Origin of the sequence: Lacrimispora amygdalina, from assembly GCF_003432035.1 — a bacterium.
GTDB classification, from domain to species: domain Bacteria; phylum Bacillota; class Clostridia; order Lachnospirales; family Lachnospiraceae; genus Lacrimispora; species Lacrimispora amygdalina.
The window spans coordinates 75,731-100,109 of record NZ_QOHO01000012.1 but is presented as its reverse complement, the minus strand read 5'-3'; the positions used below and the strand labels follow the sequence as shown (position 1 = coordinate 100,109).

At 43.3% G+C, this 24,379-nt stretch carries 19 protein-coding genes; 1 reads left to right on the top strand and 18 read right to left on the bottom strand.

Going from position 1 to position 24,379, the window contains the following annotated elements:
• Positions 1-148: 148 nt before the first annotated feature.
• Both DS742_RS03575 and DS742_RS03570 read right to left on the bottom strand, forming a co-directional pair.
• The gene (locus DS742_RS03575; protein ID WP_117415656.1) at positions 149-1,471 is read right to left on the bottom strand and encodes a glycosyltransferase family 2 protein; all 1,323 of its coding nucleotides are present in this window, start codon (positions 1,469-1,471) and stop codon (positions 149-151) included.
• 91 nt (positions 1,472-1,562) lie between these two features.
• Positions 1,563-2,837: a flagellin N-terminal helical domain-containing protein gene (locus DS742_RS03570; protein ID WP_117415655.1), complete on the bottom strand. Its 1,275-nt coding sequence runs from the start codon at positions 2,835-2,837 to the stop codon at positions 1,563-1,565.
• A 418-nt stretch (positions 2,838-3,255) separates the two neighbouring features.
• Here DS742_RS03570 and DS742_RS03565 point away from each other — a divergent pair, with 418 nt between their 5' ends.
• Complete coding sequence (locus DS742_RS03565) at positions 3,256-5,076, top strand: glycosyltransferase family 2 protein (RefSeq protein ID WP_117415654.1); 1,821 nt, start codon at positions 3,256-3,258, stop codon at positions 5,074-5,076.
• 68 nt (positions 5,077-5,144) lie between these two features.
• Here DS742_RS03565 and DS742_RS03560 read toward each other — a convergent pair whose 3' ends face one another.
• The 16 genes from DS742_RS03560 to DS742_RS03490 all read right to left on the bottom strand — a co-directional run bounded on the left by DS742_RS03560 (position 5,145) and on the right by DS742_RS03490 (position 24,342).
• Positions 5,145-5,336 carry a YjfB family protein gene (locus tag DS742_RS03560; protein ID WP_117415653.1) on the bottom strand — a complete coding sequence of 64 codons (192 nt, stop codon included), beginning with the start codon at positions 5,334-5,336 and terminating at the stop codon, positions 5,145-5,147.
• Positions 5,337-5,421: 85 nt separating this feature from the next.
• Positions 5,422-6,960: a sensor histidine kinase gene (locus DS742_RS03555; protein WP_117415652.1), complete on the bottom strand. Its 1,539-nt coding sequence runs from the start codon at positions 6,958-6,960 to the stop codon at positions 5,422-5,424.
• A 17-nt stretch (positions 6,961-6,977) separates the two neighbouring features.
• Positions 6,978-7,652, bottom strand: coding sequence for a response regulator transcription factor (locus DS742_RS03550; RefSeq protein WP_117415651.1), 675 nt, complete (start codon positions 7,650-7,652; stop codon positions 6,978-6,980).
• A gap of 178 nt (positions 7,653-7,830) precedes the next feature.
• On the bottom strand, positions 7,831-8,673 hold the full coding sequence (gene kduI / locus DS742_RS03545; protein WP_117415650.1) for a 5-dehydro-4-deoxy-D-glucuronate isomerase: 843 nt from the start codon (positions 8,671-8,673) through the stop codon (positions 7,831-7,833).
• Between the two features lie 79 nt (positions 8,674-8,752).
• Positions 8,753-10,354 (bottom strand): methyl-accepting chemotaxis protein, encoded by a 1,602-nt coding sequence (locus DS742_RS03540; protein WP_170313352.1) that lies wholly within the window; start codon positions 10,352-10,354, stop codon positions 8,753-8,755.
• Positions 10,335-10,490: a hypothetical protein gene (locus tag DS742_RS28695; RefSeq protein ID WP_170313351.1), complete on the bottom strand. Its 156-nt coding sequence runs from the start codon at positions 10,488-10,490 to the stop codon at positions 10,335-10,337. Before DS742_RS28695 ends, DS742_RS03540 begins: the two co-directional genes overlap by 20 nt.
• A gap of 200 nt (positions 10,491-10,690) precedes the next feature.
• Entirely contained in the window at positions 10,691-11,803 is a 1,113-nt protein-coding gene (locus DS742_RS03535; RefSeq protein WP_117415648.1) for a tetratricopeptide repeat-containing glycosyltransferase, read from the bottom strand.
• Complete coding sequence (locus DS742_RS03530; RefSeq protein ID WP_117415647.1) at positions 11,800-12,912, bottom strand: tetratricopeptide repeat-containing glycosyltransferase; 1,113 nt, start codon at positions 12,910-12,912, stop codon at positions 11,800-11,802. The genes DS742_RS03535 and DS742_RS03530 overlap by 4 nt, the downstream gene beginning before the upstream one ends.
• A gap of 93 nt (positions 12,913-13,005) precedes the next feature.
• Positions 13,006-13,533 (bottom strand): GNAT family N-acetyltransferase, encoded by a 528-nt coding sequence (locus DS742_RS03525; protein WP_117415646.1) that lies wholly within the window; start codon positions 13,531-13,533, stop codon positions 13,006-13,008.
• A gap of 170 nt (positions 13,534-13,703) precedes the next feature.
• A complete protein-coding gene (locus DS742_RS03520; RefSeq protein ID WP_117415645.1) occupies positions 13,704-15,533 on the bottom strand; it encodes a bifunctional metallophosphatase/5'-nucleotidase in 1,830 nt (609 codons plus the stop codon).
• Positions 15,534-15,697: 164 nt separating this feature from the next.
• Positions 15,698-17,491, bottom strand: coding sequence for an aspartate--tRNA ligase (gene aspS / locus DS742_RS03515; protein ID WP_117415644.1), 1,794 nt, complete (start codon positions 17,489-17,491; stop codon positions 15,698-15,700).
• 9 nt (positions 17,492-17,500) lie between these two features.
• A complete protein-coding gene (gene hisS / locus DS742_RS03510; protein WP_117415643.1) occupies positions 17,501-18,769 on the bottom strand; it encodes a histidine--tRNA ligase in 1,269 nt (422 codons plus the stop codon).
• A 68-nt stretch (positions 18,770-18,837) separates the two neighbouring features.
• On the bottom strand, positions 18,838-20,292 hold the full coding sequence (hemZ, locus tag DS742_RS03505; protein ID WP_117415642.1) for a coproporphyrinogen dehydrogenase HemZ: 1,455 nt from the start codon (positions 20,290-20,292) through the stop codon (positions 18,838-18,840).
• A 9-nt stretch (positions 20,293-20,301) separates the two neighbouring features.
• A complete protein-coding gene (locus tag DS742_RS03500; protein ID WP_117415641.1) occupies positions 20,302-20,946 on the bottom strand; it encodes an MBL fold metallo-hydrolase in 645 nt (214 codons plus the stop codon).
• A 41-nt stretch (positions 20,947-20,987) separates the two neighbouring features.
• The gene (locus tag DS742_RS03495; protein WP_147325719.1) at positions 20,988-22,061 is read right to left on the bottom strand and encodes a CatB-related O-acetyltransferase; all 1,074 of its coding nucleotides are present in this window, start codon (positions 22,059-22,061) and stop codon (positions 20,988-20,990) included.
• Positions 22,036-24,342, bottom strand: a complete 2,307-nt coding sequence (locus DS742_RS03490) for a RelA/SpoT family protein (RefSeq protein WP_117415726.1) — start codon at positions 24,340-24,342, stop codon at positions 22,036-22,038. Before DS742_RS03490 ends, DS742_RS03495 begins: the two co-directional genes overlap by 26 nt.
• Positions 24,343-24,379 lie beyond the last annotated feature (37 nt).

Here is a 24,379-nt window from a genome sequence, read left to right as displayed (position 1 = left end):
CATCATCATTAAATTTTTATAACAAACCCAATCCCATATGTACATAAAAACACTTTCTACGTCGACCTTATCCTTTATTGCAAAATATATTTCGACATATATTGATATTTTCTTAATATTCATCACCTTAAAAACCAAAGGCTCTTTCCTATTGACTATTATCCAGTATACTTTTTTCTTCTACTGAGAACAATCCATAAATCCGTCTTTCCAATGCAGAAAAATCTGCTAATTCCGCTGCTTTCAACAAAAACAACTTATTTTTCAGCGAAGTTGGATTATATAATTTTAAAAGAAAATTAAAAGTTGACTCTCCAGTAAGGATTTCTCCCTTTTCAGTCTTTAAAAGACAAATAATATCTTTAAGTATCGGCATTAAGTACAAATCCATCCTTAGCGCCAATACACCATACCTTATCATTTCAGAAACCTGTCCAAATTCCCTATATATATAAAACAGAATTTGGTATATTTCAATTAATGCACCAGATATATCTAAAAAACTAGTTCCATGGTATTGATCAAGTAATTGCAGTGCTCTTTCAAAATATAAAACAGCTTTCTTTTTATCCTCTTTTTTATAGTACCAGTAACCAAACCAACATTCCAAATCCGGAGATGTACACCCAATGGCTTTTGCTTTCTCATAAATATCACAAAGTTCTTCTTCTATCCCCGAATCATTTAGATATTTCAACTTAAAATAATTGCAGAATACTGCTTCCTTTCTTCCCTCCGAAAGGACTCTGTCCCCATTGGCTATTACATGTAAATAAGCCTCTTCTGCTTCGTCATAAGATTCCATCGCAAACAGAGAATCCCCTAAATAAGACCATGCATTATAATCATCAGAGTGCTCCGCTACTTCGCTTCGAAGCATTCGAACATTTCGTTCTAGTTTGCCGGTTTCTTGATAAATTTGTTTTGTATAACCAGTATGGTAAATAATCAGCTCTCTTGATGCGTCTACGACAAGCATTTCACTACCATCTGAAATATATAACGATTCATGTATTCGATTCTGATAACGCAATGTAGGCATATTGCAAAATATTCTGTCTTGTATCCCAGTTGAAAAAACCTGTCCCTTATCATCCAAATTCAACAATGAACTCCTCACTGCATGAGGTCTTTTGGCTTCATAGATACCATTTTCTATTTGCTCCAGGATGGGAATTAACTTTGTAGTACTTTCCGCTGAATAATACTCATCTGCATCCAAAAATACAATCCAAGAGCCTTTAGCTTTACTGATTGCAAAATTCTTTGCTGCTGAAAAATCATCAATCCATGGAAAATGAAAAACTTTCGCTCCCATCTCTTTGGCAATCTCAACAGTACGGTCATCTGAACCTGTATCAACAACAATCTGTTCAAAAACAGTACCTTTCCCCCACTCCAAAGCTTTCCTGATGTTTTTTTCCTCATTTTTGACAATCATACATTGAGACAATCGTACAGAATGTAACATATCAGTTACCTCACTAATTCTATAGAATATCCCCCGAAAAGATCTATGCTTTTCGAGGGACAATTAGTTTTAAATAAGTTAGAAAATTATATTATTTTAATAACTGTAATACACCCTGAGGAAGCTGATTTGCCTGAGCCAACATAGCCTGAGAAGACTGAACCAGAATGTTATTCTTGGTATAGTTCATCATCTCTTTTGCCATATCTACGTCACGAATACGGCTCTCAGCTGCAGACATGTTCTCTGTTGTTACACCTAAGTTGTTAATTGTATGCTCAAGACGATTCTGTAAAGCTCCTAAATCACCACGAGTAGAAGAAACTGTATTAATTGCATCTTTAATTGTCTTAATAGCAGCTTTAGCACCACTCTGAGTGCTGACATCTACGGTATCAAGACCAAGAGCTTTTGAACTCATGGAACCAACGCTCACTGTCAGTGCATTAAAGTCTTCACCTGAATCCCCAATCTGCAATGCCAGACCAGAACCTACAGTTGATCCTACAGGTGCTGTTCCTTGACCTGAAATTGCACTTGCTAAACCAGTTGCAAGAGATGCTGCATCTGCACCTGCTCCAGCACCTGTAATCTCAATTCTACCAAGACCTACACTTGATAGATCGATGCTTGCTGTTTCACCTATTTTTAAAGCATTAGCACCAGAACCCAATGCCTGTCCTGCATTTGCTCCATTCGTACGAGTGGTAACTTCTGCCAAATCAATAACTGAAGTCTTGGAAGATCCATCAGCATTATTAGTAACTGTTACTGTAATCTTGCCTGCGTTAGCAGTGATTCCAACCGTCTGAGATTCATTTACAGCAGCGGTTGCAGGATCATTAACAGAAAGAGACGCACCTGATGCCTTTGTTACTATAGCAGTAGCTCCAATGGTACTTCCAGTTGCAACCATGGTATTTGGTGCTCCAGTTGTCTTACCAAGGCTACCATCTAACAGGTTGATTCCATTGAAGTTTGTACCTTCAGAAATACGGTTAATTTCACTCTTTAAAGAGTCAACCTCTTTCTTAAGGTTCTCACGGTCAACATTATCCTGATAGGTTCCGTTTGCAGACTGTGTAGCCAGCTCAACCATACGGTTTAACATGGAGTGAACTTCTGTTAAAGCACCTTCAGCGGTCTGAACTAAGGAAATACCGTCGTTTGCGTTCTTAGAAGCTGTCTCAAGACCTGTGATCTGTGCTCTCATCTTCTCAGAAATAGCAAGACCAGCTGCGTCATCACCTGCGCGGTTGATTCTGTAACCAGAAGATAATTTCTCAAGGTTCTTAGATACGGAACCATTGTTGCTTCCTAACTGTCTGTAAGAGTTTAAAGCTGCGATATTGTGCTGAATTCTCATGTGTTTTTCCTCCTTGAATATGTATCAGGGAAATCCTTTTCCCTGGATGATAGGACGCTTTCTGGTTTTCCAGATAAAGCGTTAAGAAGTTTGAAACCTCTGCGGGGTACCAGCCGCGTTACGGGTTTCGTAAAAATCTGACACTTGTGTCTGCAAGAAGCGTGTACAATGAACTGCCCTGCAAAATCAGGTTAAAACAGCTTTGCAGAAGAAAATCATCTTCATCTTCCTTTCACATACTTTATCGAGTCGGAGGCTTAAAAAGTTAAGTCATTTTTTGTAGAAAATTAAAATATTTTTTCAGGATTCAAAGAACCCGGACAGTAGCCATATAATAAAGTGATACCTGCATACCTGGCAGCGTCATTCACACGTTTCTCTATACCTGACACTGCCTTTCATTAAGAAGGAATCTATTATGACACACAAATTTCTAACCTTAAATACAGCATCTGCCGATGACCCAATAAATTTCTGGAAACGGATAATTCAAAGCCAGAATTTTCTATTGCATATAGCCACAACCCTACTTCCAACAATACCCCATCAGGAAGACCGCCTACTAATCAGCCAGCTGAAAATCATGGAATCCCTGATCACTGACTTAGAACCTGCATTGATTCATCCTGCAATACAAAATATACCAGCCTCTTTCCAAGCTATGTACCACAACGTGAGCTGGACTGTTGAACAGCTTACATCACTAATTTTAAGTAAAAATCCTGAAAAAGCCGCCGCACTTACAGAATATCAGCTGATTCCATTTCTTCAGGACTGGCTGGAAGACACCTATTTCTGGACGCTCATCTATCCTGATAAAGAGAAAATGGAGGAATACTATCAAACCGAATTTGCAGAGAACCACAAAAACACCTACAGCAACAGGGGTGAAAAATATCTTATTTCCATTATGATACCTGTTTTCAACAAGCTGGAATATACGAAAAGATGTCTGGAGAGCCTCTTCCGAAATACAGATCTGGCCAAATACCCCTGTGAACTAATACTGCTAAATGACGGTTCCACCGATGGGACGGAAGAATACTTTGAAAGCCTTGGCATAACAAAGGTTATAACTTTAAAACAAAATGTAAAAACAATGATCTTTTCTCTGCTATACCGGGTTTGTGAAGGAAAATATGCAGCATTTGTCAATAACGACACCATTCTTACAGAACACTGGCTGGATAATCTGCTCACCTGCCTGCAGTTTTACCCAAACGCAGTCATGTCTGTCCCCAGTACACCAAACACCAGCAACCGTCAGGGTATGATTGCCGAATTCACACCGGGAAACGCAGAAGAAGTAGCAAAAGATCATAACCGCCCCTGTCCATACCTTTGGGAAGAGCGGTGCAGACTCATGCCTGTAATCGCATTGTATGATGTGGAGAAGGTGAATACCTTTGGATTCGCGGACCGCTATTTCCACACCATGGAATTCTGGGATGATGATTTCAGTCTGCGCGCGAGAAGAGCCGGCTTTCAGCAGATTCTCTGTTTAGATACCTGGTGTTATCATTATGGAAGTATTTCCGGTAAGGCTGACCAGATCAAAAACAGAACCCTTTTCAACGGCAGAGTGCTGTTTCAGACAAAATATGGCATTGATCCCTGGGGAAATAACTTTTGTTATGATCCCTACCAATTATCTCACATTGAGCCTACCATCCCACAGCAGCCTGTGGATGTTTCCATGCTGGCCATTGATCCCGGATTTGGTGCAGATGTGCTGAAGTTTAAAACACAGCTTAGAAGGAGGGAGAAAAAGAGTTCATTTTCATTCCTGATCAATGACGCTGGTCTGAAAGACGACTTAAATCCGTTTAACAGCACTATCATTGTGTCTCCTTCTATCTTAGAGACACATAAGCATATTCCGGAAGGCACTTACAACTATATAAGTCTGGGTAAAGATTTATCCGTTTATCCTGATTACAAAGAATTGCTTAAGGAATGCTCGGCACATCTTAGAACAGGAGGTTTCATATATTTTTATGTATCAAATCCCTATGCTTACCATCTGAAACGGGAACTTTCCGAAGAACGGATATTGAACGGGAAAGCCTCCCTTACACTCATTAATATCCAGGAACTTTTGCCTCTCCTTATCAGTCTCAATTTAAAACCACAGTTAAGAGCGATTCTGGAAACTGCACCACCTGCTGAGCAAAAAGGCGGTTATACGGAACACCTGGACCGTTATTTTTTGATTTGTGAAAAACAAAGTAACCTTTAACTTTCCATGCATACAAAAAAGTTAAGGAGCAAAACCAATAAACTGGTTCAGCTCCTTAACTTTTTCTCTTACGCTCTTACATCAACATACTGTCCTAAACCAGTTGTCTTAATCTGGTTTGGCACTGCCGCATCCATCATCTTTAAAAGATCGGCTGCCTGCGCTTCCTGGTTATCCATTGCCTTTTTGGTAACGCTTAAGCTGGCACTCTGTTGAATTTTAGCAGAACTTAACTGCATACTCATTGCTGCAATATCCATATCTTTCTCCTTTCACATAACATGTCATAAGAAATCATGGTCCAACACTATTTATATCGGCTATTATCATTGAACGCATAAGTGATTATTCCTGTTCCTGATAACAATCCAGAGTAAACCAGAATTCGACTCCGCCTTCTACATTGCGTACTCCACAGGACTTATTGTGAGAGTCAATAATAGCTTTTACAATGGAAAGACCTATGCCGCTGCCTCCATACTCCCGTGTATGTGCCTTATCCACTTTGAAAAACTTCGTCCACAACTTTGGTAAATCTTCTTCCGGTATACTCTGTCCCGTATTAAATACAGTTACAAGTGCCTCTTTTCCATTCTCTTCAGCGGTAATAATAATCTCCCGCTCTCCGCCCAGATGATTAAGTGCATTATTTAAATAATTGGTGATCACTTCTTCTATTTTAAATTCATCAGCATAGACACGGATGGTATCAAAGGTCTCCAATTTCACATTCGCTTCCTTTTGCTGAATCAAAATGCCTGCAGATCCAATCACTCCACGAATGAGTTCCGTTAAATCAAAGCTTTCCAACTGCAGATCATCATTTCCGAATTCAAGAGCCGTGAGATTTAACAGCTGCCGGACCATTTTATTCATCTTATTGGCCTCATCCATTATCACCTCACAGTAATAATCCCTGCTCTCCGGATCTTCTGCCATTCCCTCCGTTAAACCTTCCGCATACCCCTGAATGAGAGCTATAGGTGTTTTTAACTCATGGGAAACATTGGCAATGAAATCCTTTCGCATTTCATCGATCTTTACTTTCTCTGCAATATCCTTCTGCAATTCCTCATTGGCACTCCGAAGTTTTCCGATTGTATCCTTAAGTTTGTCAGACAGCTGATTCATGCTGTTGCCCAAAACACCAATTTCATCTTTTTCATTACCGGTATATTTCGCTTCAAAGTCCAGACTGGACATCTTCTCGGATAAATTTGCCAGCTGAAGGATTGGGGTCGTGATCCGCTTGGTCGTAAAATAGATAAACAAACTGCCTATAAACAATGCCATAGACCCTACATATGCCAGGAAACGGTTTGACAAAGCCACACTGTCCCGGATGCTCGACAACGGAATTGAAATAAGAAAAATGGTTTTATTATCAGAAAAATATCCCCAGCTTTCCAGATAATAGGAATCTGAACGTTTATCATAGGTTTTTTGAACAATATAATTGTCATGCTTTTTCAAAACGCTGGCCTGGGGCATATCTTTGCCGAAAATGTAATCTTCCACCCTGTTTTTTAAGAACTGCCGGTCACCGCTTGTAGACATCAGGTATTCGTCAGTTGAACTGTCGATTAAAATCATCATCAAATTGTATTTTTCGCCCATCGTCCGGAACATCTTCTGTATGGGTCCCTCATTTTTAAAATCGGGGTCATAGGAATCATGGTAATACTCGATAATTCCTTTTCCGCTTTCATTGGCCTGGGCGACTACCTGGTCAATCTCTGTATAGGCCATTTCCAGTATATGGACCTTGGCTCTGGTATAAAATCCCTCTAAAAACCAGTTGTTCACGCACCATGTGGTCAAAAGAACAAATGCCATCAGACAGACAAATATCATGGCAAAACGCGCCTTTATGGAATGTTTCATTCACTCACCTCTAATGATTATGTCACTTCAAATTTATATCCCATTCCCCAGATAGTCCTGATGTAATCTCCCTTTTCTCCCATCTTGCTTCTTAATTTCTTCACATGAGTGTCAATGGTTCTCGCATCACCAAAATAATCATAGTTCCATACATTATTTAGAATTTTCTCTCTGGAAAGAGCTATTCCCTGATTTTCCAGGAAATATGCCAGAAGCTCAAATTCTTTATAGCTTAATTCAATATCCTTTCCATCGATTGTTACCTGATGTGCCACCTTATCAATGCAGATACCTCCGATCTCCACGGAATCCGTATTAACGGCATTACTGCGTCTTAATATAGCCTCTACTCGTGCAACAAGGATCTTGGGGCTGAATGGCTTTGCAATGTATTCGTCCACGCCTAAATCAAAGCCCTGAAGCTCATCCCGTTCTTCTGTTCTGGCAGTCAGCATGATAATCGGAACCTGAGAATATTTGCGGATGGTCTTACAAGTCTCCCATCCATCCATCTTCGGCATCATAACATCCAGTATAATCAGCACTATGTCTTTCTGTTCAAAAAACAGATCAACTGCTTCCTCTCCATTTGATGCTTCCACAACCGTAAATCCTTTTACACTGAGGAAATCTTTTACCAGCTTTCTCATTCTCGCTTCGTCATCTACCACTAATATTTTTAACTGTTCCATAAAAACCTCCCGAAATCAGATCTCAACTATTTTCTTATATTTCTGAAACATATTGTACCAAATTGCAGGAAGGATATCTACATTTTCACAGAGATTTCACACCATTTCCGTATTTACTTCCGAAAATGCAAAAAACAGGCAGATGCCCACAAAAAGCATCTGCCTGTCCAATCTTTTCTTATCTTAATTCTGTTGTAGGAATGGTGTCCATATCATCAAACGCCTGGTTCTCACCGCCCATTGCCCAGATGAAGGTATAATTGCTTGTACCTGCTCCGGAATGGATGCTCCAGGATGGGCTGATAACCGCCTGCTCATTCTGCATAACGATGTGTCTGGTCTCATTGCCTTCGCCCATCATGTGGAATACCACGTTGTTCTCCGGAATCTCAAAGTACATATAGATTTCCATACGTCTTTCATGAGTATGAGACGGCATGGTGTTCCATACACTGCCCGGATCAAGAACTGTCATTCCCATGGATAACTGGCAGGTCTCAAGTACATCCGGATGAATGAACTGGTTGATCACGCGCTTATTGGAAGTCTCCATCGCGCCCAGCGGCTTCTTCGCAGCCTTCTCAATCGGAATAAAGGTAGTCTTGCATGCCTTGTGAGCAGGAGCACTTACCATATAAAACTTAGCCGGATTCTTTGCATCATCACTGGAGAATAAAACTTCTTTGGTTCCCTTTGTGATGTATAAGCAGTCCTTATAACCCATGGTGAATTCTTCTCCATCAGCTTTGATCTTTCCTGATCCTCCGATGTTGAAAATACCGATCTCACGTCTCTCAAGGAAAAAGCCTGTACCAAAGTTTTTCCAGATATCAATTCCCTTGTCAATGGAAACGGTTTCTGTTGTTGGCATACAGCCCAGTGTTACCATACGGTCTACATGGGAGTAAACAGCTACCACTTCATTGGCAACGTATAAGTTCTCAATTAAAAATTCGTTTCTGGTTTCTTCTGTTGTGTAACGCTTGAAATCTTTCTGATTAGCAGAGTAACGAATATCCATTTATAAAAAGCCTCCTTATTTGTATTTGAAATAACTGACCATCTCCATGGTATCATAAGGCAGTTTTTAATTCAACATCTTATTGGATTATTTTAAATTTATCCACTTCTTTCCGAAGGAGAGCTGCCTGAGCGGATAATTCCTCACTGGAAGCGGAGCTTTCTTCTGCCGTAGCCGCATTGCTCTGGACTACGTAAGAGATTTCATTGATTCCCTCGCTGACATTAACCATGGCAATGGTCTGCTCCCTGGATGCCTGCTCCACAGATTCCATGAGTCCTCTGGCACGGTTTGCCTGCTCCCTTACATCAGCCAGAATTTCCGCATTTTCTTTTGCAGTCCCCATACCCTCAGTCACTGCGCGGGCAGCATTTTCAACAAGCAGGGCTGTCCGTTTGGCAGCTTCTGCAGATTTGGCAGCCAGACTGCGGACTTCGTCTGCGACCACTGCAAATCCTTTGCCTGCTTCTCCTGCACGGGCCGCTTCCACAGCTGCATTCAGTGCCAGAAGGTTCGTCTGGGAGGCAATTGCATCCACATCTTTTGTGATCTTTCCGATTTCATCGGAAGTGTTCTTAATCTCATCCATTGCCATAAGCATCTGTCTCATTTTTTGGTTGCTGTCTTCCACACGGGCTACCGTCTGTTTGGCATACCCGGCGGCCTGTCCGATCTGGGCTGAGCTTTGCTCCGCCTTCTCCGTAATCTCTGTTATGGAAGAAGAAAGCTGGTCAATGGTTCCCGCCTGTTCCGCCGCTCCTGCTGCCAGCGCAGATGCCGCGTCAGCAATCTGGGATGAACCTGCATTCACCTGCTCGGCGGACTGCCGGATCATGCCTATTGTTCGGTTCAACTGCTTATAAATCAATATTAGTGAATCATGGATGGAGGAAAAATCACCGGCATACTCCCTGGTTACGGGAAGTGTCATGTCTCCCTCTGCCATATGTTTTAAGTGGACCGTAATATCTCCTACCACCTCTTTCATCTGAACGATCAGTTCATCTGTCGCCTGGGAGAGCACCTGCATCTCGTCTCCGCTCTTAACAACCAAAACGGGAGGCGTATGGACATCTCCGTCAGAGAGAAGCTTCAGCCTTTCGGCAATGGGGCTTAAAGGCGCCGTTATCCGGTGCAGGAACCTGTTAAGAATAAACAGACCCGTTAAACATATTACCATGGATACAACCGCCAGCAGTATAATATTGAGTATTTTTTCCCTTTGATATCCCGCAACAGCCCGGTCAATATCGTCTATGTAATTTCCTGTGCTGATATACCAGTCATAAGGCTCAAATTTTAAGGTATAGGCCCGTTTTGCATATGTTCCTTCCTGGCCTGGCTTTGTAAAATAGTAATTGGTAAATCCACCACCTGCCTGGGATCCGTTTTTAATAAAATTGCGGATATAGTAATCGCCTGCCAGATCCTTCTCGTCATAACGCTCTTTTCCTTCATATTCCGGATTCATATGAACTGCACAAAGACCAGTGGAAGTGTCGGCCCAGAAATAACCGTTTCCATCGTTATACCGCGTATTGCGGACAATGGCCTTGGCATTGTCAAGGGCCTCTTTTTCTGTAATTTCACCAGACTGATACCGTTCATAATTAACATTCAGAACACTTACCAGATTTTCAGCAGCCGTTTTGATATTTAAATCATAATTCTGGTAGATCAATCCAGTTTTGATAAACCCGGTCCAGACTGGTATAAAAAATGGCTGTCAGTGTGAATATAATCAGCATCACCATAACACTCACAAATAAAACCAGCTTCCCTGTTACCTGCAATCTCTTACTCCTTCGTATCTTCATGTAATACCCCTTTCTGATTGCAAATTAATACAATATGGATTAGCATACACGGTATTTTCAAATCCTGCAACTGATGTTTACAGAAAGTTCATTAAATTTTCGTAAAATATTTGTCAAATTTTAAACAATTAAAAAAATTCCAGAAAAAAGATACAAATTTGGGGTTTTGAAACCTGCATCTTTCTTCCGGAATACTATTCTTATTCTTTCTGGACTGCCTGTATCAGTTTTAAATTACTTTTCAGCCGTTCATGATTGGGAGCAAAATGAAGAGCTGCTTTTGCATGTTCCAGGGATTCATGAAACAAACCCAGCCGGTAAGCCGCAATTGCACATAAGTCATCCGGTGTATAATCCCAGGAATAGCCCATATTGACAAAGGTCCTTGACTTCTCTTTCACCTTCAGAGCTTCCAGTGTCAGATAATAAACCATCGGCCAGTCACTTTGCTCATAGCAGATTTTGGCAAATTCCACATAAGGATCCCGCATGCCGGGAACCTCTGCAATCGCTTTGAAATACCACTGATACGCTTCTTTTATATTTCCCAGTCTATAGTACGATCTGGCAATCCAGCGCATGGCTGCACACCGCTCATCACACCATTTTGCATTTGGAAGCAGCAGATACTCCTTCAGGGTATTGATGCTTTCCTGCCACTTGCCCTTATACATATACTCTCTGCCCAGATAGTACCGCATCCGCTCATCTCCCGGCGCCTCTTTCACTGCCAGCTCCAGCAGCGGCAGATAAGAACCTCTGGATTTGGTGGGATCCGGGTAATGGTTTAATACCATTCCATCAATATATACTGTCTCAAGAGGCAGACTTCCGAAGTACTGGACAAATTCATGAACCGGGCATTTCCACCGGAAATCCTTACGCTCATGCACCTTAAAATAATAGAACTGTATGTCCGGAGTCCCGTCTTCCTTTAAACTCCAGTTATAAAGATAACGGCCGGTTTTTACAATAGCTCCCTTATTGCGGGGTTTATGGTTCAGCCATGCTTCTTCCAGGCGGCTTCTCCAGCCTGGATCAAACCTTTCATCAAGATCTGTACAGACACAGATATCCACATCTTCCGGTACGTGATCCAGAGAGATATTTCTTGCCACATCAAATCTCCATGGCTTTACAACATCCACATATACTACGGCGCCCCGTTCTTTCAGCTTTTCTACTGTATCATCCTCTGATCCGGTGTCTGTGACAACAATAAGATCCGCCTCTTTCATGGAATCCATCCATTTATCTACAAATGCCTCTTCATTTTTACAGATTGCATAAACACAGATTTTCAGACCGCTCATAAGGATTCCTCCTTAGTCGTCTGCTTTTTGCTTTTCTGCTGTATCAGCGCAAGATTGCTTTGAAGCCTTTTATTTTCCGGATCCGTCTTTAATGCCTGGGACGCGTAATCTTCGGCTGTTTCATTCATACCCAGCCGGTAAGCGCTGATTGCTGCATAATCGTATAATGCATATCCCCAGCATGCAGGGTCCGCCAGGTAGCTTCCTGTGCTTTCCTTAATTTGCAGCCCCTTTTGAGCCATGGCAAAGCTTAAGGCCCAGTTGGATTCCAGATAACCGAATTTTGCTAACGCAAGGTAAGGCTCTCTCACATCCGGACATTCAGCAAGAGCCCGGTACAGCCAGACCAGTTCTTCCCTTTTATTTCCCTTTTCTGCGTAAGCGTGAGCGATAAACCGCATGGAGGCGCTTCGTTCCTCTGCCCATCTGGCAGCCGGCATGGAAAGATGTTTATTTAGTGTCTGGATAGCCTGGTCAAATTTTCCGTGGAATACATATTCTCTTCCAAGCCAGAACATAGCTCTGTCATCAGAGGGATTTTCTTTCACTGATAATTCCAGAAGGGGCAGATACTGACTTCTCGGTTTTGAATTATCCGGGTAATGATTTAATACAAGCCCGTTCACCCAGCCCGATTTTTCCGGCTCTGATCCGCTGTATTCCAATATCTCATGAACCGGATGAATCCAGCGGTAGCCATGGCGTTTATGAATCTTCTCCATGGGGTACTGCTTCTTTGGTGTTCCGTCCGGATTCATGGAAAATGTGAACAAATACCTGGCTCGGGTCTGGTCCGGTTTCCAGGCAGATTCTAAGATATTCCTCCAGCCGGGTATAAATACTTCATCTAAATCATTGGATACGCAGATATCCGCATCCTCCGGCACATGACTGAGAGCTGCATTGCGGGCTGTGTCAAACCTCCATGGGGAAATGGTGTCCTCATATACGGTCGCCCCTCTTGCTCTTAGTTTTTCAACTGTACCGTCTGTAGAGCCTGTATCTGCCACAATTACTTCATCAGCCTCAGATACCGCATCCATCCACCGGTCCACAAACTGCTCCTCATTTTTACTGATTGCATAAACGCATATCTTATATCGGTTCAATCAAACCAACTCCTTTTAGAATATTCTGATTGCTAGATACAATATATGCAAAAACAGCCTGTCCCGTGATAAAAATAAGACAATCCGGTTTCTTTATGAATGACTGACTCCGTATACTATTTTATAAATCTCTTTCTTGTAGGGCAGAAATGCCGCTTCAGAGATTGGTGCTCCATAGCTGGTGACCCATAACTGCATCGGACTGTCCTGTGGCTTTAAGGGCATCTGCTCATAGTAAAAATGATTGACATAAAATCCCAGCCGCTCATAAAATACCGCCCGTTTTCCTGTTGTGGGGTTTTCCCGGGTCACTGGCTCTATTTCCAGAAATATGGGTTTTTCTGTTTCTCCGACCGCTTCTTCTATCAGAAGCCTGCCATAGCCCTTCCCCCTTGAAACCTTTGCCGTAGCCAGGTGCTCAAAAAAGACGCACCCTGGCAAATCCCAGTATCCAAGAAACGCCATAATCTTTCCGTCTTCTTCCACTGCCCGGATCTGATAGGCCGGATTGTCAGTCACATTCCTTTGGCCTTCCTTCGTGCGCCTTTCCTGATCCGGAAATGATTCCTCGTAAATGGCATATATTTCTTCAAAGCGGTTCTGTGGTTTTCTGATTAACATTTTTTATCTCCTGTGGTTCTTTTTAATACTATTTTTTAAACTATCCTTATAATTGTATCATAGATTTTCCGTATTTGCAGACAAATACGCCCTGCCCGGGTCTCTCCTGTATTCAGACAGGAGATTTACCCGGGCAGGGCGCAGATTTTAGAATTTGCTGTTTCCGTTCATTACTTAATGGTGATTCTTCCCTGTCCTGCCGGATTTGCATAGTCAGCGCCTACATTGCCGCCTAAGTTGCTGCGGACAAAAGCAGACAGAATATCCACATCTGTCATTACATCATCACGGATCACCTTGCTGTTTTTAAACATAGTCATACCGTCACCTGCCATTTTTAACATGTAATTATGAGAAGCTACGGTATATACTTTGGCAGTATCAAGAGGAGAATCTCCTACCATGATATCTGCTACCCGGTATGCTCCGGCTACTTTTACAAAGTTGCCTTTTTCATCTACCTGCACACTGGATGGAACGGAAGTCTTAATGGTATATTTTAAACCGGATACCTGTAAAAATCCGCCGTTTTCCTTTGGATAGTTACGGGAAGCCATCTCTAAAGCATCCTTAATCTGCTGTCCTGTGACCTCAACAACACATCCCATATTGCCAAATGGGTGTACGGTAAGGGTGTCGTTGTATGTAATATTTCCAGGTTTGATACCTGCACGGACACCGCCTCCGTTAACAATACCGATGTCTGCTCCTAGCACCTGACGGTATGCATCAGCACAAAGATCACCTAAATTGGTTTCTCCGCTTCTGACTGCCCGCTCTCCGGTTGCAGGATTGTTAATGGTCAGTTCTACATCTGTGTGACCCAGCACTACCTTTAAGGATTCATTATACTGGGCCTGGATATTCTTAATATACTGGTCTGTATCATAATCCAGGGCTTTTCCATCCTTGGATACTGCCGTTCTTCCCGGAATTACAAGCTGGCTACCCAGGGTAAGAACGTTTGGATCTTTAATCTTGTCCCGGTTTGCATTATAAATTTCTTTCCAGCGGTCATAAGAACCTAATTCTCTCTTTGCAATACGGCTGAGAGAATCACCTTTCTTTACGGTGTAGGTACTGGATACTGCAGCCGCAGGTACCTGGTTAACCATTTCATTGGCAAGAGTTCCATCTTTGCGGATAGTCAGCTTACCGATGTTCTTTAACTTGGTTCCTGTCTGGGTAAGGAGCACGTCCTTCCCATCCTTATTTTTTAAATATTTCGTATACTCTTCATGAGAATGACCGTCAATTAACGCATCAATTCCATTTGTATTCTTAATAACATTATCAGAGGTCCACCGGTCAGTTGTGCCGTTCTCCCCTAAATGGCCCACTAAAATTACATACTGGGCGCCCTCTGTTCTGGCACTGTTTACCGACTGCTGGATCTGATCGTATAGTTTCTTACCGGTTTCATCTTCACAGAAGCCGTAAATGTAATTGCCGCTTCCGTCCTGGAAATAGGCAGGTGTTGATTTGGTAAAGCTTTCCGGTGTGGTCGCTCCAACCAGGGCAACCTTTGTGCTGCCGTATGTAAATATCTTATAAGGAGCAAATACAGGGGTATTGGTCTTTAAATCCATAAAGTTGCTGGAATAATATCCGCAGCTTAATTTGCCTGCCAGCTCTAAAAATCGTGGCATACCGTAATCATATTCATGATTGCCCGGTACGGCAAAATCATATCCCACCTGATTCATGATGTCAATGATATATCCGCCGTCTGAAAGTGTTCCGATGGGAGCTCCCTGAATGGCATCGCCTGCATCAACAAGAGTCACGTAGGGTGTCTGAGCCTGCATCTCTTTCTTATAAAGAGAAAGACCTGCATACCCGATTTTGTCATCAATGCCGCAGTGAACGTCGTTGGTATACAGAATCACAATATCCTGATCTGCAGCCCTGGCCGGAAACGAAAGGCCTGTGACAAGGGACAAAACCATGAGCATGGACAGGCAAAGAGACAGAAACCTTCTTTTTGTACTTCCTTTCATTGCTTGAATCCTCCTTTAACATGTGCTTTTTCCTATATTATATCAGATCAATGTAAAATTTCCATATTATTTTGTTAATATTTTCCATTTATCTGATTCTTTATTCCATAAAAAAACCTCTCTGTCTTCGCTTTTCTGCTTACAGAGAGGTCTTCCTATTTTTATCAGGATTCTGTTTCTTCGCTCACTTTAATTCCAAGATCTTCCAGCTGTCTTGGGTCTACTGGAGCCGGCGCCTCAGACATTAAGCAGGAGGCGTCCTTTACCTTGGGGAATGCAATCACGTCGCGGATGCTGTCTGCTCCTACCATCAGCATGACGACCCGGTCAAGACCATAAGCCAGTCCTGCGTGAGGAGGCACGCCGAAACGGAATGCATCTAAAAGGAAACCGAACTGTTCATTTGCCTGCTCTTTGGTAAAGCCCAGTACCTCAAACATCTTGGACTGAATATCGCCCTGATGGATACGGACAGATCCGCCGCCCAGCTCCGTACCGTTGAGTACAATATCGTAAGCTTTGGCACGTACCGCACCCGGATCGGTGTCGATCAGCGCCCAGTCTTCTTCCATCGGCATGGTAAATGGGTGGTGCATGGCTGTAAAACGTCCCTGTTCCTCGGAATACTCAAGTAACGGGAATTCTGTCACCCATAAGAATTTAAAATCATCTTTCTTTAAAAGCTCCAGCTGCCTTGCCAGTTCCAGACGAAGGTTGCCAAGTACATCAAATACAACCTTATCTCTGTCTGCCGCAAATAAAAGGAGATCTCCCGGCTGTCCATCCATGGCTTTCGCCAGTGTTTCAAGTTCTTCTTCCGACATAAATTTGGAGAAGGAACATTTGTAGGTTCCGTCTTCATTCACTGCCAGATAAGCAAGTCCCTTCGCGCCGAAGCCCTTTGCATATTCCACAAGAGCATCGATCTTTTTCCTTGGCATGGCTGCCTGTCCCTTTGCGTTAATGCCGCGGACAGATCCGCCGTTTTCCAAAGCTCCCTTAAATACTGCAAACTCCGTATTTTTTACCACATCTGATACATTCTTCAGTTCCATTCCAAAACGCATATCCGGTTTATCGGAACCAAAACGGTCCATCGCTTCTCTCCACGTCATGCGTGTGATCGGCAGTTCAACGTCGAAGTTGCAGATTTCCTTAAACAGTTTTTTAAGAAGTCTTTCATTCACTGCCAGTACATCTTCCACATCTACAAAGGACAGCTCCATATCGATCTGTGTGAATTCCGGCTGTCTGTCTGCACGTAAATCTTCATCTCGGTAACATCTTGCCAGCTGGAAATAACGGTCATAACCGGAGCACATAAGAAGCTGCTTAAAGAGCTGGGGAGACTGGGGAAGCGCATAAAAGGAACCGGGATGAACTCGGCTTGGTACCAGATAATCTCTTGCACCTTCCGGTGTGCTCTTAATCAGTGTGGGAGTTTCAATCTCTAAAAATCCCTCTTCTGCCAGAAATGCTCTTGTTAATGTGGCAACCTGGCTTCTGATCATGATATTTTTCTGAATGTCCGGTCTTCTTAAATCCAGATAACGGAATTTTAATCTCAGTTCTTCTTTTGTCTTGCTGTTTTCCTCAACCGGGAACGGGGGAGTTTCAGACTCGGAAAGAATACGCAGTCCATTGGCCCGGACTTCGATAGCGCCGGTCGCCAGGTTCTCATTGACACCGCCTGCTCTGTTCTCCACAACACCGGTAACAGCGATAACAAACTCACTTCTCAGTTTCTCCGCTTTTGCAAAATTCTCCGCCCCGCAGTCGCTTTCTTCGAAGATGATCTGCAGAATACCGGAACGGTCTCTTAAATCAACGAAAATAATTCCGCCCTTGTTTCTGCTTTTCTGAACCCAGCCCATTACTGTGACTTCTTTTCCTGCACAGGCTGCTGTAACTTCCGTACATCTATGGGATCTTTTTAAACCCAACATTGACTCTGCCATAATTTCCTCCTAATTTGTTTCCTTCAGTGCTTCTTTATAAAATTCCTTAAACTGGGAATATCCTTCTTTCTGAAGGCTTTCCTTCTGGAACTTTTTATTTTTATTCATCTGGGATACCAGTACGGTCTTACCCTTGGCACGCTCACTCATGGCCTCTTTTACGGCCTCATTCATGACCCCATCGCTCACTCCCTTTTCAATCAGGAATGCAATCCTCTCCTCACTTCCAGGTACAGTAAATCCCTCTTCCATGAGAATGGTGATAATCCGCTCAAAGCCAATGGAAAAGCCGCATGCAGGCGTATCTATTCCGGTAAATTTGCCGATCATCTTATCATAACGCCCGCCTCCGCCGACGGAACCGGGGAAACCGTCTACCAGGATCTCAAAGATGGTTCCGGTATAGTAGGACATACCACGTACCAGGGTGGGGTCGAATTCGATCTTAAACTGGCTGGTGGTAATCTCGCTTACACTGTCAATGATAGCCGCCAGATTCTCTGCCTGCTCCGGGTCCATGGCATCGTTTAATACTTCCTTTAAACTTCTTACACCGGCTGCATCCCTGGTCACTGTCTCAAACAGGGCTAAATATTTTTTGATATTCTCTTCCGGATAACCAGCTTCTTTTAACTCTCCTGCCACACCATCCATGCCGATCTTGTCCATCTTATCCAGAATGATAAAGACCTGATCGTATGACTCCTCGGAAAATCCGCAGTGTGCTGCCATTCCCTTTAAAATGTTCCGGTCGTTAATTCTCACGGTATATCCCTTAAATCCTACCTTGCCAAGCAGGGTGGTGGTCGCAAGAATCAGTTCGATCTCCGCCAGTCTGGTGGGATCTCCCAGGATATCAATGTCACACTGGACGAACTGTCTGAAACGTCCTCTCTGGGGGCGGTCTGCTCTCCAGACGCTTCCCATCTGAAGTGATTTAAATGGAGATGGAAGAACCGCCGCATTGTTGGAATAATATCTGGAAAGGGGGACGGTAAGATCGTAGCGCAGACCGCTGTCTACCAGATCATTCTCCATCTGCGCTGTTTCCAGATTCAGCTTTTCTCCCCGCTTCATAATCTTGAAAATCAGCTTTTCATTGTCGCCGCCCTGCTTGCTGGTCAGGTTCTCGATGTGTTCCACGCAGGGAGTTTCAATTGAATTAAATCCAAATCCGCCGTATGTCTCCCGAATCTGGTTCATTACATATTCCCGCACCTGCATTTCAGCAGGAAGTATGTCCTTCATTCCGGTAACCGGTTTCTTTTTTAATGACATTTTTTTCACTCCGTTTATTATATTTTCTGTCTTTCATGGAAATCGCAAATCATGCTTTCTATTTTAAATTACATTTCTGATTTTGCAAGCATTTTTTCTTTTCTTTCTATCATTTCATCGATTCGGGCGATGTACTGTTCCACATCCTTGACATTTTCCACCCTCTCTAACCGATTCTCGGAAGGAAATACCACTTTCGTCGTAGTTCCCGCTCCGCAGGCTGCTATGGTCTGCTTTTCCTCCATAATCAGAATGTTGTAGATACAGGCTTTTCCGGGAACTGAGTATCCCACATTCTCAAAGTTACCGGCCATGTTTTTCTGGCGGTAGAGATAATAGGGCTCCTGCCTCATGCTTCGGGCATAGGAAGCTGTTAGATCAATCATTTCCTGAGTTCCCGTGATTTTTAAATCTCCGTACTGTTCCTTATACATATTAAGGCGGGCTGCCCGCTTAATCGCCAGAGTGTGAACCGTGATGCCGTCAGGTCCCAGGGACTTAATTTCCTCCATGGTCCTTCTCACATCTTCTAAATCTTCTCCAGGCAGTCCGATAATTAAATCCATATTAATATTATCAAATCCCAATGATCTGGCTGACCGGAACCGGTCCTTTACCATCTCCACCGTATGACGGCGGCCGATTATCTTAAGTGTCTCTTCTTTCATTGTCTGGGGATTAATGGAAATACGGGTCACACCGTATTTCTTTAATACCTTTAATTTCTCTTCTGTAATGCTGTCCGGCCTTCCCGCTTCCACGGTAAATTCCTTTACACTTCTAAAATCAAAGGTTTCCTTCAGCTTTTCCATCAGCTTTTCCAAATGCTCTGCACTGAGTGATGTAGGTGTTCCGCCTCCCACATACACCGTGTCCAGAATTTTTCCTTCCATTCGCCTGGCTGTAAACTCCATCTCTTTAAACAAGGCTTCCAGATAATCATCCATTCGCTTTTCCCACTGACTGATGGGAAATGATGTGAAAGAACAATACAGACAGGTGGTTGGGCAGAACGGAATTCCGATATAAAGGCTGTATCCGTTTTCATAGTCAATGGAAGACAGCAGATTTAACTCTCTTTTTGCAATATCCAGACTTAGATCCACTTTCTGATCACTGGTTAAATACGTCTCCTTCATATATCCGTAAACTTCCTCTTCTTTGCTGCCGGAAAGAAGCTTTGTCATGGCTATTTTAACCGGGCGGATTCCGGTAAGGGTTCCCCAGGGAAGTTTTCTGCCAGTCAGCTCTCCTGCCATCCCATAAAGCATCCGCTTGATCCTGTTTTTCGTTTCAAAGCGGTCCGAAAAGTCTGCTTCAGTTGTAGAAGTTTTCGTTATTCCAAGCTCCTTATCCTCAAGACTCAGCCGGAAGAAATCCTCTCCCGTCACTCCACGTACAAGAAGCCGGAACTCTTCATCGGGATTCTCCTCATGAAGGAACCTCTCCCCCGGATAAAATGCCATAAGCAGTTCCCTGATGTCCTGTTCAAAGGATTGATCATCTAATAATAATCCTATCATTTTTATTCCCTATCCTCTGTATGATGCCACCGGATTATACGATTTTTCATGGCCGATGGTAGTTACGCTCCCGTGTCCCGGATAAACCATGGTGTCACCAGGGAGGGGAAACAGCTTTTGCCGAATGGAGTTTATGATCTTAAACTGGTCTCCGGTAGGCAGATCCGTACGTCCAAGGGATTCCAGAAAAAGTGTGTCTCCGCTGATTAAAACATCTTCCTCTTTCATATAGTAGCAGACGCACCCTTCCGTATGACCTGGAGTGGCAATCACATGAGCCAGAATCCCTGCGGCTTCTAAAGTCTCCCCGTCAGTCACATACCGGTCTGCATTAAAGGAGCAGGGTCTGCCGATGTTGGCAGAAAGATTCACAGACGGATCTGTAAGCAGAACTTTTTCCTTTTCTCCGGCATAAACAACTACCTCCGGAAACGCCCGTTTGATCTCCTCAACCCCCATAATATGATCAAAATGACCATGGGTTAATAAAATAACTTCCGGGGTAACAGAAAGCTTCCTGCACTGTTCCAGGATATTTGCCCCCTCATCGCCGGGGTCCACAATAATTGCCTTATTGAATTGTTCCCGGAAAATAATATAACAGTTGGTCCCAATCTGCCCTACCGGGTATGTTTTAATTCTGAAATCACTCATATTCTTATCTCCTGTTTCAATCGTTTACTTTGATCTGTCAGTTAAATGGTAAATACCGGAATATCCGTCCCATACAAAAGCTTTGCCTGATAATAATCTGCATACTCCATAAAAAGAATATTGTCTTCACTTCTTGTGGTGACAAAATAATCGGCTGCTGCAAATAAACATCTTACATCATCTTCCATTGTTCCCAATTTCACCATAATCTCTTTGCCGCATTCTTTAAGGTTCTTTGCAGCCCCGGAAACCTCCCGGTATCCTTCTTCACCCGCAGACGGACTGATGTAAATAAAAAGCCTGGTAAAGTCAGGGGCTGACGCAGCAAATTCCGTTAAAATCCTCTTCCAGAGGGAAAATGGCCTGTAAACATCTGCAATAAGCAGAATCGTCTTCCTGTCAGTTGAGGGAATCACCGGTTCTATCTGATCCCACTCTTCTCTCCGGTCAAATTTTTCTATAAAAGCTTCCACAGGCAGCAGAAACTCCTTCTGATTCTTAACAAGCTTTTCCTCCGGCCAGTTCCACCAGCCAATCCGGTTTAAAGCTTTTCTCTGTTCCTCGTCAAACCGGTAACCGATGATCTTAGCCGGATTGCCTGCTGCCATGGCATAGGGAGGCACTGATTTAGTCACCACGCTCTCCGCTCCGATCACAGCCCCGTTATGGATGGAAACACCGCTCATAATCGTTGCTCCATTGCCGATCCACACATCATTTCCAATCAGCAGGGAGCCTTTTCTTCTGGTCCTTTCAGGAACCGGCATCGTCATAAAAGACGGACTTCCCTGAAAAACGGCTTTGTAATTATGATTTAAATTAATAAGAAATGTAATTTTATCAGCCAGGGCGCAGTACTTCCCGATCTGTATACAGTGAACCCCCTCCGCAACGTTAAAGTTTAATCCTGACTGTATTTCCGCTCCCACGATATAGCTGTCTTTATCGATCTGCATAAAGGGAAAACGATCCTCGAAGCCTGCAACAGGCATGGTAAGTCTGGTTAAGCTTTTCACTGTCTGTGGAAGATATTTTACAGGATATACCACGATCTGCAACACCTTTCCGATTAAAAAGAGAAAAACTGCGTTATCCCGCAGTCCTCTCAATGTCAATTACACCTTCGATTTGTCTCAGTTTATCAACCAGTTTTCCAAGTTCTTCCACCCCATGAGTCTCGAAGGTCATGGTAATGGTTGCTTTTCCCTGTTTGTTGGTTCTGGAATTCATGGAAGTGATATCAATCTGCCTCTCAGTAAATACCTTGGAAATGTCAACAAACATACCGATCCTGTTATTGGCAAAAATTTTGATTTCCGTAGAATAACGTTCTTTTGTGCTGTCCCCTTCCGACTCCTGCCACTCTGCATCGATTAAGCGGTTTCTTTCATCTTCCGGTAGATTTAAAACATTGACACAGTCTGTTCTGTGAATGGAAATACCTCTTCCTCTTGTTACAAATCCCACAATCTCGTCACCCGGTACCGGAGAACAGCATTTGGAGAAACGGACTGCAAGATCGTGAATTCCCTTTACAACGATTCCGCTGCCGGAACGTCTCTTAATGGGCAGTCTGCTGCCCATATCCTCAATGTCATTTAGTATGGTGGTGTCGGTTACATCCTTCTTTAATTTCTTATCCCTCTCATCCACCATCTTATTGATGACCTGGCCTTCTTTTAAACCGCCGTGGCCGATGGAGGCGAGTACAGAATCCCAGTCGCGGAAGGCATAGCGCTTCATAACCTTTCCCTGATATTCCGGCTTGTTGATCTCAGAATAATTAATTCCTTTGGCCTTACAGTAGCGGTCCACCATCTCCTTGCCTCGGAGAATATTATCTTCTTTCAGCTCTGTCTTAAACCATTGGTTGATCTTATTTTTTGCCTGAGTGCTTTTGACCACATTGAGCCAGTCGCGGCTGGGGCCTTTGCTGTTCTGGGAGGTGATGATCTCCACCTGGTCGCCGTTTTCAATGACATACTCAATGTTCACCAGCTTGCCATTGACTCTGGCCCCAACCATCTTGTTTCCAACTGCACTGTGTATGGAGTATGCAAAATCAATGGGAGTGGAGCCGCTGGGAAGATTCTTCACGTCACCTGACGGAGTAAAGCAGTAAACACTGTCGGAGAACAAGTCTAAGTCACCCTTAACCATGTTTAAGAATTCCTTGTTGTCGGACATGTCCTTCTGCCATTCTAAAATCTGGCGGAGCCAGCTTAACTTCTCCTGCTCTTTGCCGGCTGCAACCTGACCGCTTCCGCTCTCCTTATACTTCCAGTGTGCCGCAATTCCGTATTCTGCAGTACGGTGCATCTCATACGTACGGATCTGAATCTCAAAGGGCTGGCCATTGTTGCCGATCAGTGTCGTATGAAGAGACTGATACATGTTGGGCTTCGGCATGGCGATATAATCCTTGAAACGCCCTGGAATGGGCTTATACAGTTCATGTATCACACCAAGGGCAGCGTAACAGTCCTTTACATTGTCAACAATAATACGCACTGCAAACAAGTCATAGATCTGATCCAGTGTCTTATTCTGGTTGACCATTTTTTTATAGATGCTGAAGAAATGTTTGACACGTCCGTCCACTCTTGCTTCTATTCCAGCTTCCTTTAAATGATCCTCCACCTCATCAACAATGCTCTTTACAAAGTATTCCCTGGCATCTTTTTTTAGTGATATTTTTTCGGCCAGCTCATAATAGGTGTCCGGCTCTAAGTATTTTAAAGACAGATCGTCAAGCTCGATCTTAATTTTGGAAATACCAAGGCGGTGGGCGATGGGAGCATAAATCTCCATGGTCTCCTTGGCTTTTTCCTTTTGCTTTTCAGGTCTCATGTACTGAAGCGTCCGCATATTGTGAAGGCGGTCCGACAGCTTGATAATAATGACACGAATGTCCTTAGCCATCGCTAAGAACATCTTTCTCAGATTCTCTGCCTGGATCTCCATCTTATCCATAGACCAGGAGATCTGGGTCAGCTTGGTGACTCCGTCAACTAAAAGAGCCACCTCTTCCCCGAATTCCGCCTTCAGTTCATCTAAGGACATAATGGTATCCTCTACCACATCATGGAGGATCCCTGCGGCTATGGTCTCTTTGTCCATCTCCAAATCAGCCAGAATGATGGCAACACAAAGAGGATGAATGATGTAGGGCTCTCCGGATTTGCGTACCTGGTCCTTATGGGCTTCAGCCGCGATATGATAGGCTTTTTCTATCATGGAAATATCATCGGAAGGATGATATCTCTTTATGCTCGCAACCAGTTCTTCATAGAGCGCCTGCGGACTTGTAAAATCAGCGGGCGCCTCCAGATCAATGTCTACTTTCTTCATTTCTTTATGCTCTTTATCATATTCAGTCAACTTGTGTTTCTCCATCATTGGATTATCTGCCATATGCCGTCACCTTTTTTGT